The following is a 13,783-nucleotide window of genomic DNA, read 5'->3' as shown; positions in this document are numbered from 1 at the left end:
AATTTGCAGTGGCGAGCGTCATTATTTGGCTTCTTAGCGCAATCGGATGCGCTTTTTGCCCTCAATCGCTGTTTCCAGCTCTTCTCTCAGGGCGGTGAGGAACCGATCGATATCCTCCCGGGACTCCAGATAGGCACCGCTGTGGACTTTGCTCAGCACACTACTCGTATTAATCACGACGGCGGGGTTAAGCCCGGCTGCTGCAGCAGATGCCGGAACAGGCTGAACGCCACCGGACGGGGGAGCCGGTTCTTTTGTCTTGCCGCCGGCGGCCGGGGCACTTTTCTTAGCCGCTTCCTTAGCACCTTCTTTAGCAGCTTCCTTGGCAATCGCGTCTTGTTCGAGGCGCACTTTAGCCGCTAGCTGCCGCTCTAGCTCGTAAAGACTGTCCTCCAAACGCTCTTCAGCGGTTTGCTGTTGCAACATATAGATCTGGGCAATGCCGGTCTCGGCCTCTATATCCTTTTTGACCTGTTGCAAGGGATGCAGCAACGAGTTACTGAGTTCCGGGGTTCCAATACCGCTTTTCGCGATTTCAGCCAGAAGCTGCTGGACTTTAAGCTCAACACGTTCACAGGCGTGTTCACGGCGCTCTTGTAACAGCGCTTTATTGACCTGATCCAACGTTTCTACCAGCTCGGCAACTTTGTTCAGTTGGCCGTAGGGAGACTTGGCCTTATTAATATGCTCCAGTTCGGCCAGTGCTTTGGCCGCAGCAGTATCCTTTTCCAGCTCTACACGGTTTTTACCGAAGTGCTGCAGGGCGTTTTGGAGCTGCTGCCAGGTGTGTAACTGCTTGGTAAAGAAGTCATGGATATCCCGGTAGTCTTCCTCCAAGTCCAAGTAATCATTTTTCTTGTCTACCAATACTTTAAAAAAGTCAAAGCTCTCCCGGTTGGCCAGTAATCGCTCGAGGGTAAGCAGGCAATCTTCTATCTGCGCGGCGCCTGGAAAATGACCGACATCGGTCTTGCTTTTGTAGCTCTTCAGATGAGCGAGCCACTCATTGAAGTGCGTGCGGTAAAAATCAAACAGCTCTTTTTCTGCGTCTGGGCCGAGGGCGTTGAACAAATCCCGGGTTAAGTCGCGCGCCTTTTTAAGCACGGTATTATCGGTCTGCCGCTTTTTCTGTACCGATATCTCACGGCGGCGACGGCTGTTGTTAAGATCTTCGAAGATCTCCTTAACCGGCAGCGATGGACCACCGGCGTGAAAGGAGATACGCCCTGCAACAGCGAGACGCCCAAGAATAAGAAGAATTTCACCATCGGGCCAACCGTAGGGCCGAGAGGAAAAACGCTGGATAATATCGCTGACAAGCAGCCGATCTCTCTCGGCGCGCAGAGCAATAAACTGCTCCACTTCCTTGACCGCCTGGGGATTGCCCTCTTCACCATCCAGGGCGAGCTTCATTTGACCCAGGTCATCGATGGTCAATACCGCCTTTAATTCCCGTAAAGGCTCCTTTTGCAGGACTTTAAGCTGCGAAAGCTTGTTATAAGTATTTTCCAGCAAGTACTTGCAGGCTTCATCATAACGGCTAGCAAGACTATTAGTGGGCAGTTTGAGACGCTGGCCCAGAGCATAGCTCTCTGCGCGCAAAAGTAGATCCTCTAATGCTATGCGCAAGCGCTTGCGACGGTCCTGATTTTCACGGCCCCGATCGGCGAGGATACGAGTAATATCGGCATTGCTGCCATCGTCATTCAGGCGAATGAATTTATCGGTTTTCAGCCAGGTGCGCAGTTCGGTAAAGAACTGCTTGTCATCGGCTAGCTTCCACAGGGCCAAGCCACTGCCTTCGGTAGATTTGTTGATGCAGCCTGCCTCGTTGTATTGAGCGTAATCGAGGTCCTGCGGAGAGACGATTTCAAGTCGTAGATCAGCTTCGTAGCGGCCATCCAGGGTGTGGCCGTCCAAGTAGCGGCCAATACTGTAATCGGTTTTATTTAATGGATAGCGATATTTATTTTTGTCTTTAAACAGGTCCTTAAAAATCAGCTCGGAGAGCGCTTTATTTTCATCGCTACTCGCAATTTCAACCGCTTTGATCTTACGGGTAATATCCCGCTCTTCATTGGTGAGGAACAGGAACTCATCACCGTTACGAGTAATGAGGCTTTCTTTTTCCAGCCGTTGAAGCGTTTCTTCAATGCGTTTGCGCAGTGCAAGCTTGTCTTCATCGATCTTTTCAATGGATAGCGTGACCAGATTATCCAAAGTGCCTTTGACCAACTCTACATAGCGGATCATGAACAAAGTGCGCAGTATCTGCACATCAAATATATCTAGAGAGGCGTTCTGGTTGGCTTGATCAATAGTTCGTTTTACGGCGGTATCGAGAAAGCCCTCTACAGCGCGATAAAAGCTGTGCATAGGTACCAGTGCACCAACCCCCTGGTCAGAGATACTCTGTGCGGCCATTTGAAATGCGTCGAGCATAGAGCGCTCGCCGTAGGCGAGGTGCGCACCCGTAGCGCCCACCTTGCGAATTTCTTCAAAGACCTTTTGGACCAGCTGGAAATGATAGGGGGCGAACGGATAGTTAACGACAAAACTTTCGGCACCATCGAAATTGCGCAGAGTGGGGCCAGTGCGATCGAAGGTGATTTGGTTGCGTAAAATATCGCCGCTCTTTTCCCAAGCACTGCGCAGTTCACTTTCCGCTTTGGGAGTCTTACGCAACAGTCGCTTTTGAATCACCTCGTCCGTATTTGAGCTGGACAGGGATAGGCGGGTTTTGAAACGGCCTGCAATCTTGGAGAAGTCGTTTGCCTTACTGGCGGTGAGTTCACCGATTACCGCCTCCATATCCGCCTGAGAGGTCACAATGATCCAGGCTCGACCACCACAGATGGTGCCCAGGTTCTCGGTAATGGTCTGCAAGGTGAGCATCAGCCTGGTATTGGAACCGATAAACTGGCCTACCTCATCCACCATAAAGACTATGCGCTGTTCTGGCCCCTTTCCGTCCAGGTACTCTTTGACCCAGCGGCAGAAGTTTTCCACAGAAACAGAGAATGTCTCCTCCGATGCTTCAAACCACTTATTGGCGGCCTCGGGGGAGAGGTTCAAGGCAGTTGCAATAGCCTTTTCTATATCGTCTTGATAAAACTGGTAGCCATCGCGCTCTCTTTCCCAAGTCGAGCCTGTGCTATCTGCAAATGCATCTTTAAAGCGTTGATAGGCGCCCTTCTGCGCCAGGTGGCGTTCCATATGCGCGATATGCGGGTGGTCGCCGCTGAACCCCTGATGCTCATTAAATACGCGCAGAAATACATTCAGAATCGGATTGCCGGCGTCATTGGAACTGGCCTTGCTGTCGATATTGAACAGGATGACATCTGCAGGGTGGGTAACGGCCTTATCCAAGTCTGCGCGGATCATGGCATCGCGCAGCTTTTGCTCATCAAAAAATTCCACCGCCTGACGTCTATTGCCGTTGGCACCCTGAGCTTCAATATTGGCCAGCAGGTAAGACAAGGTTTTCAAGAAATGCGATTTACCAGAGCCGAAAAAGCCGGAGATCCATACTCCCACTCGGTTTGCGATAGATGGGTCGTGCAGGTCTGTGCTATAGCTTTCAAAAAAAGCGCGGAAGTGACGTTCCAGCTCATTGGTGACGACGTACTCATCCAGCTCCTGCCAAATCGTGGCATCGTCGGCTTGATCAGCCTTAACCACGCCATTGATGGATCTATCCAGGGATTTGGAAAACAGGTCTTTAATGATCATCACAAGAATCCTTGTACCACCGATTATGTGCGAGGAACGAGCGGGAATGCCCGGTAGTAGTTATTGCTGGAAATCTGGTTAAAAAGGGTAAGGCTCTGGCCGCTATATTCACCCGGATAGAACAACACTACTGGTTTGTGTCCGAGCAGGGCGTGGAGCTTGTTGAGCAAATTGTGCGCCCGCAAAACAGGCCAGACTGAGCCGACACCATGAATCAGTATCACATCCTGCTCGCCCCCCACAATCTGATCCATTAGAAAGGGGCCAAAATTATCCATGTGCATAGGGCCCGCCAGGGCTTTTAACAGCGCCTGATCACCTTTTGCTAACTGCATCTGATAGGCTTTGTCGAGAAAGCGACGCTTGGATAGGTAGTCCCGCATAATCTGCAGCAGGTTAATAGTGGCTACCTTCAAATGAGGCTGTTTCTTTTCTAGAAAACTGGTAAGAAAACCAAGGTACTCTCGGACTTTCAGTTCCTCTTCCGGCGCGTAATCAAAAATCCAAAATCCAATTTCATTTCCGAGACCTTTCCCCTGGAGAAACTCATGAGAGAGGATTTTGTCTGGAATCTGGTTTAGCCGTTCTTCTAGCGGCTGAATCATATCGCGACCTTTACTTCATTATTTTTGATCTATGTCAGAGAGCACTGGAAATATTGAGACACTTTTTAATACGCTGGCAACAACTGCCATCCAGGAGTCCGTTTACCTCAGGCCGCACCAAAATATGCTGCAACTGAGGATTGCGGGTACTTTTCACAAACCCCACCTCTGCCAACATTCGAAGTACCACCTGCCCCATTTTCTTTTTGGATGACTCGGTCCAGTTCCCGATCTTACTATCGCGCTCTACCCTTTCCTCAAGAAAGCTGCCCCACAAATAGGGTTCTAACTTCTCAGCTTTAACGGCGAATGCATCGCTAACGACAGCTTCAACAAACTCCACTAATAACAGATTCCGCGCTAGGGCTGCAACAAATGCGACCTGGGTGGCCAGCTGCTCGTCACCGTCTCGCAACACTCGCCAGAATGGTCGATCAAGACGCTCCAACCGCTGGCGCAATGCGCGGGATTGGCGCTTGGCCGTTGCCGGACTGCGCTTCTGTAGTCGGTTATTCACCTGGATCTCGAGCTGCCACCTTTCCGCATCGACGCCCTGCAGTAGTAATTCTGCGACCACCCGGCACTCGCGCACTTGCAGAGAACCAGCAGTGAGATCACTATCGTAATGAAAGTTATACATATCGAATATCAGGCTTTAGATACAACCGGCCAGTGTACCGGGCAAAAGTACTTAGTCAGCAGAATTTGCCCGTTGCCTCCCACACGCCAGAGCAGACATGTAGACAGGAATTTCTTACGAGTTTATCCGAGAGCATGACCAAGTTCACGCCATCCAGCCAGTATTTCTAATGATTTTAGGGTTTCACCATGAGGGCCTGCGGGAGGTTTGAAACCATGTGAGGAGTCAGGATTATTTCAACTACACCAGCACAATTTAAAGCCAACAAAAACCAATTCTTCCCATTATATGGTTGCCGCTACAATGCGCTTGGGGAGGCGGTTTTAGTTGTAATTCAGAACCAGGATTAGTGATGTATAGATGGTCATCAGTACCTTATTCATAACAATAAGCGTACCTCAGCAGTTCCTGGCCAAAGTTGGTCTTTAGGCACTTATATAGTTTCCGAAAAAACAAAAAATCAAAGCAATATCAGGATTGAACTCCCACATACTCAACCCCAGCAACACGACCAGACAACAGTAAACCACCCGCTTCGCAGCTATCTACCTCCAAATACCATCAAGCAGGATACAGGTAGAAATAATGAATCGGGAGTATTCTGAGTTACCAAGTCCCGTAGATCAGCGGCGACCAGCAAGCTAAATAAAGGGGCTTATCTCGTAACCAAATCCATACACGACGGGCATGCCCCTTTACTAACAGCCATTTTGTTTCCGCTACTTTTTGCATCGCCTGCTTAAGACTTACAGAGGGGTAAACGCCCAAGGACAGAGTCTTTTGCTTTCCTTGGAATCGATAATTAAGCCGCCAATACTTAGAGCCAGTAGGTTTGATCAACAGGCACAGCCCTGTCCATCCCTAAGTCACTGATCCTTGTTACTTGGTTTGGCCTGTTTGATTTGTGTATCTGTAAGGGCCATTGGTGGTGCTACCTGTTTTTAAATTGAACCAGATAGCACCGGATGACAATGAACTAGAGCGGAGGGCTGCGTACCCTCCAGATAGCAAAAAGCCCCGATTTACGGGGCTTTCTGGATGATTCCGAACTTCTTCGGATCTTGATGTGGTGCCCAGGGCGGGACTTGAACCCGCACGAGCATAGCTCACTACCCCCTCAAGATAGCGTGTCTACCAATTCCACCACCTGGGCAAAAATCTTATTGTTGTTCGTCACTCTCCTGACCAGCTTCAGGCACTTCTGAGCCGCTGCCAGTAGGAGCCTGGGGAACATCACCGGCTTCCAAGTCTGCTTCAAGTTGCGGGATGTCACTCTCGATCTCGGGCAACTCTGTAGCAGGGGCGCCCTGCTCTATTACAGCAGGTATTTGCGGTAAGTCTGCATCGACATTAGTGCCGGCGCCCTGACTAGCCAAAAAGGCCAGTCCCAAACTGGTGACGAAGAATACCGTCGCAAAAATTGCTGTCAAGCGGGAAAAGAAATTTCCGCTACCCTGACTACCAAAAACTGTCTGTGATGCACCCGCACCAAAAGAGGCACCTGCTTCCGCGCCTTTACCTTGTTGCAGCAAAATCAAACCGATAATGCTCAACGCTGTCAGAACGTGTACGACTAATACCAATTTTTCCATTTTCTGGAAACTCTCTGCCGGGGTTGAACCAACCCGTTTTCAGTATTCCCTAACCTACCCGCTGTAATCTAGATTGCAGCGTGGCAAATTGCAGCGAACTCTTTCGCATCAAGCGAGGCTCCACCAACAAGGGCACCGTCAATATCAGCCTGCGCAAACAGCGCGCCGGCATTAGCGGATTTTACACTACCGCCATATAAAATCTGCACTTCAGCACCAATATTACCGAGCTGAGCACGGATAAACTGATGCACACTCTGTGCTTCCTCTGGAGTCGCAGTTTTTCCTGTGCCTATGGCCCAAATTGGCTCATAAGCAACAACAGCGTCTTTCCAGGCGTTTGTATCAATGAGATCACTTATCGCCGCAATTTGTGCAGTAACAACCTCTAGAGTACGCCCCTCTTCCCTCTCTTCAAGGGTTTCTCCCACACACAAAATGGGAATCAGACCAGCCAGCTGAGCAGCAACAAATTTCTTCGCTACCAGCTCATTGGTTTCTGCGTAGAGGCTACGGCGCTCAGAATGACCGACAATTACATATCGGGCATTCCAGTCGAGCAACATGCTTGCAGAAACTTCACCGGTAAAAGCCCCTACGGGCTCCTGGCTCATATTCTGCCCGCCGACCCAAATGCTGCCTTTATCCTTCGCTACCTGAGCAACCAAGGGGAGGTAAGGGAATGGCGGACATACAACAACGTCGGAAGTCACTCCCTCCAGATCGAGGTCTGCAAAAAAATGCTCGGCAAACTCTCGGCTGCCATTCATTTTCCAGTTAGCTGCTACCAGCGGTGTTCGCATGTGTGCTCCTTCAAGGGGCGCAAATCTTAGCGACATTGCCGCCAACATACAACCAAAAATATACGACTTTACCGTATACCCGGCTCAGTCCAGCTTACCAAGCTTTCTTCAATTCGGAATCAGCTATTCCCTATCCGCTCAACCACGGAGGAAATCTGTTTTGCCAATTGTTCAACCAGTGCACTGTCGCGTCCTTCTACCATTACCCGAATCAGTGGCTCAGTGCCTGATGGGCGCAAGAGTACACGTCCACTATCGGCAAGCTGGCCCTCTGCATCACTAACGGCTGCTCTCACGTCCCGGTGCTCAATTACACCATCTCTATGCCCCAGTCGCACATTAATCATGTGCTGGGGTAGCATTCTCATACGCGATTTGAGCTGATGCAAGGGCTCATTAAATTCACGCAAAGCACGAAGTACCTGAAGTGCAGCAACAATACCATCACCGGTGGTGGAGGCATCAGCACAGATAATATGGCCCGAAGATTCACCACCCAGCATCCAACCATTTGCAGACATTTTCTCCAGGACATAACGATCCCCGACTTTTGCCCGCTCAAATGGGATATTGCGCTCTCGCAAGGCCAGCTCGAACCCATAGTTACTCATTAGGGTGCCGACCACCCCTTTACACCCACCAAGGAACTCTTGCTGGTGCAAGCCGATAATAAAAAGCAACTGGTCGCCATCGACGAGTTCACCGTTACGATCCACAAATAGTACTCGGTCACCATCGCCATCGAATGCAATTCCCAAATCCGCTCCCTGTTCCAGCACTGCCTTCTGGAGCTGCTGGGGTTGGGTCGAGCCGCACTCAAGGTTGATATTCATTCCATCAGGACTGACACCCAAGGCTGTGACCTCGGCTCCAAGCTCACGGAATACTTTCGGGGCAATATGGTATGTCGCTCCATTGGCGCAATCCAATACGATCTTGAGCCCATCGAGGGAGAAGTTCCAGGGAGTAGATGCCTTGCTGAACTCGATATAGCGAGCAGCAGCATCATCAATTCGGTGGGCCTTGCCGAGATCCTTTGCGGTCTCCATAGGCAGGCTCAGCGCCGCCTCAATTTCCATCTCTATCTGATCTGGTAACTTGCTACCCTCAGCACTAAAGAACTTAATACCGTTATCATGGTAAGGGTTGTGAGAGGCACTGATCACAATACCTGCGCGCGCATGGAAAGTCCGGGTTAAGTAGGCGATTGCAGGCGTTGGCATTGGCCCAAGCAATCCCACATCCACGCCGGCATTTATCAAGCCAGCCTCCAGTGCGGCCTCAAACATATAACCGGAAACCCGTGTATCCTTGCCAATCAAAATACAGGGTCTGCCCGGACGCTTCTCGCCAGCCATTTTTCCCAGCACCTTACCGGCAGCATATCCCAATCGCAGCATAAAATCCGGGGTAATCGCGCCTTCACCCACTCGCCCACGGATACCATCAGTGCCAAAAAATTTTCTTTCCATAACTCTTCTCAGTAACGTCAAATACCGCTTTTTTATTTTGCGGAAAATACAGAAATTTCCCAGCGGCTCGGTTTAACTTTGTCAGTGGAACGGGTTAGCCTTCGCGGTCAACCATTTGTTGTAAGCGCAACACATCCACGGTCTCTGCGACGTCATGGACCCGCAGGATCTTAGCTCCTCGCTGCGCAGCCATCATGGCGAGAGCCAGACTTCCAGGCAGCCTTTCATCCACTTCACGTTTTAGCAGCCGCCCGATCATTGACTTGCGAGATAACCCGGCAAGGATAGGAATATTGGAGGGGGCCAGCTGAGATAAACCACGTAATAGTGCTAGGTTATGCGCATCAGTTTTTCCAAAGCCGAAACCCGGATCAATGATAAGCCGCTCGCGTACTATTCCCCGGCTTTCACATATCGCGATTCTCTGCTCCAGATAAGCGGCAACTTCCTCCACTACATTTCCATAGGAAGGCGCCGCCTGCATGCTACCTGGCTGTCCCTGCATATGCATCAGGCAAATTGGTAATCCAGTTTGCGCCGCAGCTTCTAAGGCCCCAGGCCGCTCCAAAGCACGAACATCATTAATTAAGCCTGCCCCAACTTCGGCAGCGGCCTGCATCACCGCAGGAGTACTGCTATCGACAGAAATTACAATTTCAAAGTTCGAGCTAATAGCCTCAACAACTGGAATAACCCGATCTAACTCCTCTTGTTCCGAAACCGGGCTTGCTCCTGGGCGGGTGGACTCACCACCCACATCCAGAATGGCAGCTCCTGCCATCAGCATCTGTTCAGCTCGACACAGAACCAGAGACAGGTCCAGGCTTCCGCCAGCATAGTAGCTGCCGCCGTCAGAGAAAGAGTCCGGTGTTGTATTCAGGACCCCCATAACAACAGGCTGGGATAAGTCCAGCGCATGTTTTCCACAAATAATTTTCATGTCAAAGATAAAAAAACGGAATGCCAGAGCGGAATAGGCATACGCCTTATCTCCGATCGGGCATTCCGTTAGTTATGTCCTTGTAATTCTGTTTGGAGCTCAATGCTCGTTCAGCGGGCCGCCCACGGTATTACTTTTATCGGCTTCGGTAGAAGCTTCATGAGTCTCAGTATCCGCTTCGCCGGTAGAGCTGTTACCGCCAGAACCAAAATTATTGTCCTGCCAGTCCCGCGGCTGGCGTACCTTACGGCGAGCCATCAAATCATCAACTTGCTCTGCATCCAGGGTTTCATATTCCATCAACGCATCTTTCATCGCTTCAAGAATATCCCTGTTTTCCTCGAGCAGTTTACTCGCTCGTTCGTAGCAGCTATCAATAATACGGCGTACTTCCTCATCAATTTCATTGGAGGTCTTACCGGAAACAGGGTTGCCCTGCCCTGGCTGTCCACTGTCATCCTCACCGTAGTGCAGCGGACCCAGTTTCTCGGAAAGCCCCCACTTGGTCACCATATTGCGCGCCAAATCAGTGGCTCGCTCGATATCGTTGGAGGCCCCAGTCGTTACGCCATCGATACCCAAAGTCATTTCCTCAGCGATACGCCCACCAAACAGAGAGCACAACTGCGATTCAATCGCACGCTTGGAAAGGCTGTACTTATCTTCTTCTGGTAGGAACTGGGTGACTCCAAGCGCGCGGCCACGAGGAATAATGGTTACCTTATGTACAGGGTCATGCTCCGGCACCAGGCGGCCAATAATAGCGTGACCAGCTTCATGGTAAGCAGTATTCACTTTTTCCTTTTCATTCATAACCATGGACTTACGCTCGGCACCCATCATGATCTTGTCACGGGCACGTTCGAACTCTTCCATAGTCACAGTGCGCTTGTTTGCACGAGCAGCAAACAAGGCTGCCTCATTTACCAGGTTGGCCAAATCAGCACCGGAAAAGCCGGGAGTCCCACGAGCAATAGTCTGGGCATTGACCTTGTCATCCAGAGGCACCTTGCGCATGTGCACTTTAAGGATCTGCTCACGTCCACGGATATCAGGCAGACCCACAAATACTTGACGATCAAAACGGCCGGGGCGCAAAAGGGCATGGTCAAGCACATCAGGGCGGTTAGTTGCGGCAATAACAATCACCCCTTCACTACCCTCAAAACCATCCATCTCCACTAGCAACTGGTTCAGTGTCTGCTCGCGCTCATCGTGGCCACCGCCCACACCGGCACCACGGTGGCGACCAACAGCATCAATCTCATCGATAAAGATGATACAGGGGGCCTGCTTCTTGGCCTGTTCAAACATATCGCGTACGCGGGAAGCACCCACACCGACAAACATCTCTACAAAGTCGGAACCTGAAATAGAGAAAAATGGTACTTTGGCCTCACCGGCAATAGCCTTAGCCAGTAGAGTCTTACCAGTACCAGGAGGACCGCACATCAAGACCCCACGTGGAATGTTGCCGCCCAAGCGCTGGAACTTGGTCGGGTCACGCAGGAACTCAACTAACTCCTGCACTTCCTCTTTTGCTTCATCCACACCCGCAACGTCGGCAAAGGTGGTTTTGATTTGATCTTCGCCCAACAAACGCGCCTTGCTCTTGCCAAAGGCCATTGGGCCAGAGCGCCCACCGGCACCGCCCTGCATCTGGCGCATAAAGAACATAAATACAGCGATGATGATTAGAATCGGGAAACTGGCAACCAACAGCTGCTGCCAGATACTGGGGGACTCCGGCTCACGACCGACGAACTGCACATTGCTGCGGACTAGCTCATTAGTGAGTTCATCATCAATGATTTGTGGCTGGATAGTCTTAAAGCGGTTGCCATCCGCCTTCTCCCCGGTGATCACCAGGCCATCTACAACCACACTTTTTATCTGGCCCGACTGCACATCCTGAACAAAGTCGGAATAGCTGAGAGCCTCATCCCGTGACTGCGGTTTAAAGTTCTGAAATACCATCAGCAGCACCGCCGCGATGATCAACCACAGTACAAGGTTCTTTGCCATATCATTCAAAGGGATAGCCCTCTCGCTTTCGCACTCAAAATCCGTTCATCCGGCAACGCCGGTCACATCGACACTGATTCAAACCAGTATAGGTGCGGGGGTCAACAGCCCTGCCCCCGATCTTGGTATCGCTTATACCATATCGGGCGCCCAGACCAGAAATACACCGCTCGCCTCAACCGCCCTTAAAACCACGCGCTACCAAGTAGACTTCGCGGGAGCGGGGCCTGGAAGCACCGGGCTTACGGGTCACAACACTGTTGTAGCTGCCGCGTAGATCGCGAATCAGCTCGTCAAAACCCTCGCCCTGGAACACCTTGGCAACGAAGGCCCCGCCGGGTTTCAGAACCTGGCGAGCCATATCCACAGCCAATTCCACCAAATACATGGAGGCGGGCTGATCCACGTCGCGTATCCCACTCATATTGGGGGCCATATCGGAAATCACAAGGTCTGCCAGATCATCACCTAAGTGTTGCAGCAGCTCATTGAGCACTGACTCCTCGGTAAAGTCGCCTTGTACAAAGTCCACGCCCGCCAGAGGGTCCATAGGCAATATGTCAGACGCCAAAACCCGGCCTTTGTGCCCCACCAGCTCCATTGCGACCTGGGACCAGCCACCCGGCGCCGCTCCCAGGTCGACAACCGTCATGCCCGGTTTGAACAAGCGGTCCTTATCGTGCAGCTCCTGCAGCTTGTAGCTGGCACGGGAGCGGTAGCCCTCTTTTTGGGACTGCTTGACGTACTGGTCATTAAAATGTTCACGCAACCAACGGTGGCTGCTCTTAGATCGGCCCATCAGGTACAATGCCTACAATCACTACAGCTTAATTATAAGAGCGGCCACAGACCGCGCATGTCCCAAACGTCTGCTGGTGACAATCAAGGTCTGTGGCTGCTTCCACATCGATATCCACAAAGTGGTAATGGAGTATTGTATGCCTTTAACCGCCGACCGCAAAAAAGCTCTTCGCTCTCTCGGTCACAACCTGAAACCCGTGGTGACTGTAGCCGGCAATGGGCTCAGCGATGGCGTGATGGAAGAACTGGAGCGTGCGCTTGAAGATCACGAGCTGATCAAGGTCAAATTAATGATTGCCGACCGTGAAGTTCGCCACCAGATCGTGGGCGACCTCTGTGCGAAATCCTCCTCGGAACTGGTGCAAGAGATTGGCAAGATTGCATTGATTTACCGTGCGGCGCAGAAGCCGGATGTTAAGAAATCCAACTTATTGCGTTAATTTTTTGGAGCGGCAAATGCCGCTCCAAAAAATCACCTCGAAGCTATCAATACCCTGCTAAACCAGCGAAATTATTGCCTTTCCCTTCCAGGCTCCAGAACTCAACTAATATCCTACTCTGCCGGTGAAGGATCTGTATTATCAGGGATATTATCCCCATCAGTGTCAGGATTAATGGGGTTTGTACCCAGCTCAAATTCCAGGGCATTCGTCAGGCCATCACCATCGGGGTCTTCACCACGATCCTCTGGGCGACTGACATCCAGGCCGTATTGGTTCTCCCAAAATGTAGGAAGGCCATCTCCATCAAAATCATGGCGATACTGCGGGTTGGTTGGGAAGCGATCTTCGCCATCCTCTACCCAGTCACCATCGCTATCACGCTCTTGCGGGTTAGTGCCCAGCTGGTATTCCTGCAGGTTGCTGAGATCATCGTAATCTTCATCAAAAATAGCATCAGTGGGATCATCGCTACGGAGGCCATGTTCCTGTTCCCATTCGTCCGCCATGCCATCGCCGTCTTCATCACGACTGTAGCGGGCATCGGTTGGCAATAAGTCCTGGCCATCTGCAACACCATCATGATCGCTGTCTGGATCACGCGGGTCGGTGCCGGCTTGGTACTCTTGTAAATTCGTCAGGCCGTCACTGTCGGTATCTTCCGCTGCATCACCGGCATCGCCATCATTAAAGTGATGCTCCTGTTCCCACAATTCCGGCAGGCCATCGC

11 protein-coding genes, 1 tRNA gene and 1 pseudogene are annotated in these 13,783 nt (G+C 51.2%); 1 reads left to right on the top strand and 12 read right to left on the bottom strand.

All coding sequences use genetic code 11. The features are described from left to right. Positions 1-33: 33 nt before the first annotated feature. The 11 genes from brxC to rlmE all read right to left on the bottom strand — a co-directional run bounded on the left by brxC (position 34) and on the right by rlmE (position 12,611). Positions 34-3,735 carry a BREX system P-loop protein BrxC gene (brxC, locus tag ABWV76_RS10665; RefSeq protein ID WP_353375933.1) on the bottom strand — a complete coding sequence of 1,234 codons (3,702 nt, stop codon included), beginning with the start codon at positions 3,733-3,735 and terminating at the stop codon, positions 34-36. 23 nt (positions 3,736-3,758) lie between these two features. Beyond that, entirely contained in the window at positions 3,759-4,340 is a 582-nt protein-coding gene (locus ABWV76_RS10660) for a DUF1788 domain-containing protein (RefSeq protein ID WP_353375932.1), read from the bottom strand. A gap of 34 nt (positions 4,341-4,374) precedes the next feature. Further along, the gene (locus tag ABWV76_RS10655; protein WP_353375931.1) at positions 4,375-4,980 is read right to left on the bottom strand and encodes a DUF1819 family protein; all 606 of its coding nucleotides are present in this window, start codon (positions 4,978-4,980) and stop codon (positions 4,375-4,377) included. A gap of 606 nt (positions 4,981-5,586) precedes the next feature. After that, positions 5,587-5,823 carry an Arm DNA-binding domain-containing protein gene (locus ABWV76_RS10650; RefSeq protein ID WP_353376150.1) on the bottom strand — a complete coding sequence of 79 codons (237 nt, stop codon included), beginning with the start codon at positions 5,821-5,823 and terminating at the stop codon, positions 5,587-5,589. 224 nt (positions 5,824-6,047) lie between these two features. Next, positions 6,048-6,133 (bottom strand) — tRNA-Leu (locus tag ABWV76_RS10645). Between the two features lie 7 nt (positions 6,134-6,140). Continuing rightward, a complete protein-coding gene (gene secG, locus ABWV76_RS10640; protein WP_353375930.1) occupies positions 6,141-6,572 on the bottom strand; it encodes a preprotein translocase subunit SecG in 432 nt (143 codons plus the stop codon). Between the two features lie 68 nt (positions 6,573-6,640). Then, positions 6,641-7,375, bottom strand: coding sequence for a triose-phosphate isomerase (gene tpiA, locus ABWV76_RS10635; protein ID WP_353375929.1), 735 nt, complete (start codon positions 7,373-7,375; stop codon positions 6,641-6,643). A 119-nt stretch (positions 7,376-7,494) separates the two neighbouring features. Next, complete coding sequence (gene glmM / locus ABWV76_RS10630) at positions 7,495-8,847, bottom strand: phosphoglucosamine mutase (RefSeq protein WP_020412378.1); 1,353 nt, start codon at positions 8,845-8,847, stop codon at positions 7,495-7,497. A 94-nt stretch (positions 8,848-8,941) separates the two neighbouring features. Further along, positions 8,942-9,787: a dihydropteroate synthase gene (gene folP / locus ABWV76_RS10625; RefSeq protein ID WP_020412377.1), complete on the bottom strand. Its 846-nt coding sequence runs from the start codon at positions 9,785-9,787 to the stop codon at positions 8,942-8,944. Positions 9,788-9,886: 99 nt separating this feature from the next. Continuing rightward, complete coding sequence (gene ftsH / locus ABWV76_RS10620; protein WP_020412376.1) at positions 9,887-11,812, bottom strand: ATP-dependent zinc metalloprotease FtsH; 1,926 nt, start codon at positions 11,810-11,812, stop codon at positions 9,887-9,889. Positions 11,813-11,987: 175 nt separating this feature from the next. Next, entirely contained in the window at positions 11,988-12,611 is a 624-nt protein-coding gene (gene rlmE, locus ABWV76_RS10615) for a 23S rRNA (uridine(2552)-2'-O)-methyltransferase RlmE (RefSeq protein ID WP_353375928.1), read from the bottom strand. A 139-nt stretch (positions 12,612-12,750) separates the two neighbouring features. Here rlmE and yhbY point away from each other — a divergent pair, with 139 nt between their 5' ends. Further along, the gene (gene yhbY / locus ABWV76_RS10610; RefSeq protein WP_020412374.1) at positions 12,751-13,053 is read left to right on the top strand and encodes a ribosome assembly RNA-binding protein YhbY; all 303 of its coding nucleotides are present in this window, start codon (positions 12,751-12,753) and stop codon (positions 13,051-13,053) included. 113 nt (positions 13,054-13,166) lie between these two features. On the opposite strand, the pseudogene ABWV76_RS10605 reads toward yhbY, so the two are convergent. After that, positions 13,167-13,783, bottom strand: a pseudogene (locus ABWV76_RS10605) (hypothetical protein); the annotation flags it as partial.

Origin of the sequence: Microbulbifer sp. NBRC 101763 (genome assembly GCF_040371615.1) — a bacterium.
GTDB lineage: Bacteria > Pseudomonadota > Gammaproteobacteria > Pseudomonadales > Cellvibrionaceae > Microbulbifer > Microbulbifer variabilis.
The sequence above is the reverse complement of the archived record's forward strand: the minus strand, read 5'-3'. Positions and strand labels throughout refer to the sequence as shown.

Excerpts from the sequence above, each read along its gene's own strand:
- yhbY (WP_020412374.1), top strand. The coding sequence starts at position 12,751 with ATGCCTTTAACCGCCGACCGCAAAAAAGCTCTTCGCTCTCTCGGTCAC.
- folP (WP_020412377.1), bottom strand. The coding sequence starts at position 9,787 with ATGAAAATTATTTGTGGAAAACATGCGCTGGACTTATCCCAGCCTGTT.
- ftsH (WP_020412376.1), bottom strand. The coding sequence starts at position 11,812 with ATGGCAAAGAACCTTGTACTGTGGTTGATCATCGCGGCGGTGCTGCTG.
- glmM (WP_020412378.1), bottom strand. The coding sequence starts at position 8,847 with ATGGAAAGAAAATTTTTTGGCACTGATGGTATCCGTGGGCGAGTGGGT.
- brxC (WP_353375933.1), bottom strand. The coding sequence starts at position 3,735 with ATGATCATTAAAGACCTGTTTTCCAAATCCCTGGATAGATCCATCAAT.
- ABWV76_RS10660 (WP_353375932.1), bottom strand. The coding sequence starts at position 4,340 with ATGATTCAGCCGCTAGAAGAACGGCTAAACCAGATTCCAGACAAAATC.
- rlmE (WP_353375928.1), bottom strand. The coding sequence starts at position 12,611 with ATGGGCCGATCTAAGAGCAGCCACCGTTGGTTGCGTGAACATTTTAAT.
- ABWV76_RS10655 (WP_353375931.1), bottom strand. The coding sequence starts at position 4,980 with ATGTATAACTTTCATTACGATAGTGATCTCACTGCTGGTTCTCTGCAA.
- secG (WP_353375930.1), bottom strand. The coding sequence starts at position 6,572 with ATGGAAAAATTGGTATTAGTCGTACACGTTCTGACAGCGTTGAGCATT.
- tpiA (WP_353375929.1), bottom strand. The coding sequence starts at position 7,375 with ATGCGAACACCGCTGGTAGCAGCTAACTGGAAAATGAATGGCAGCCGA.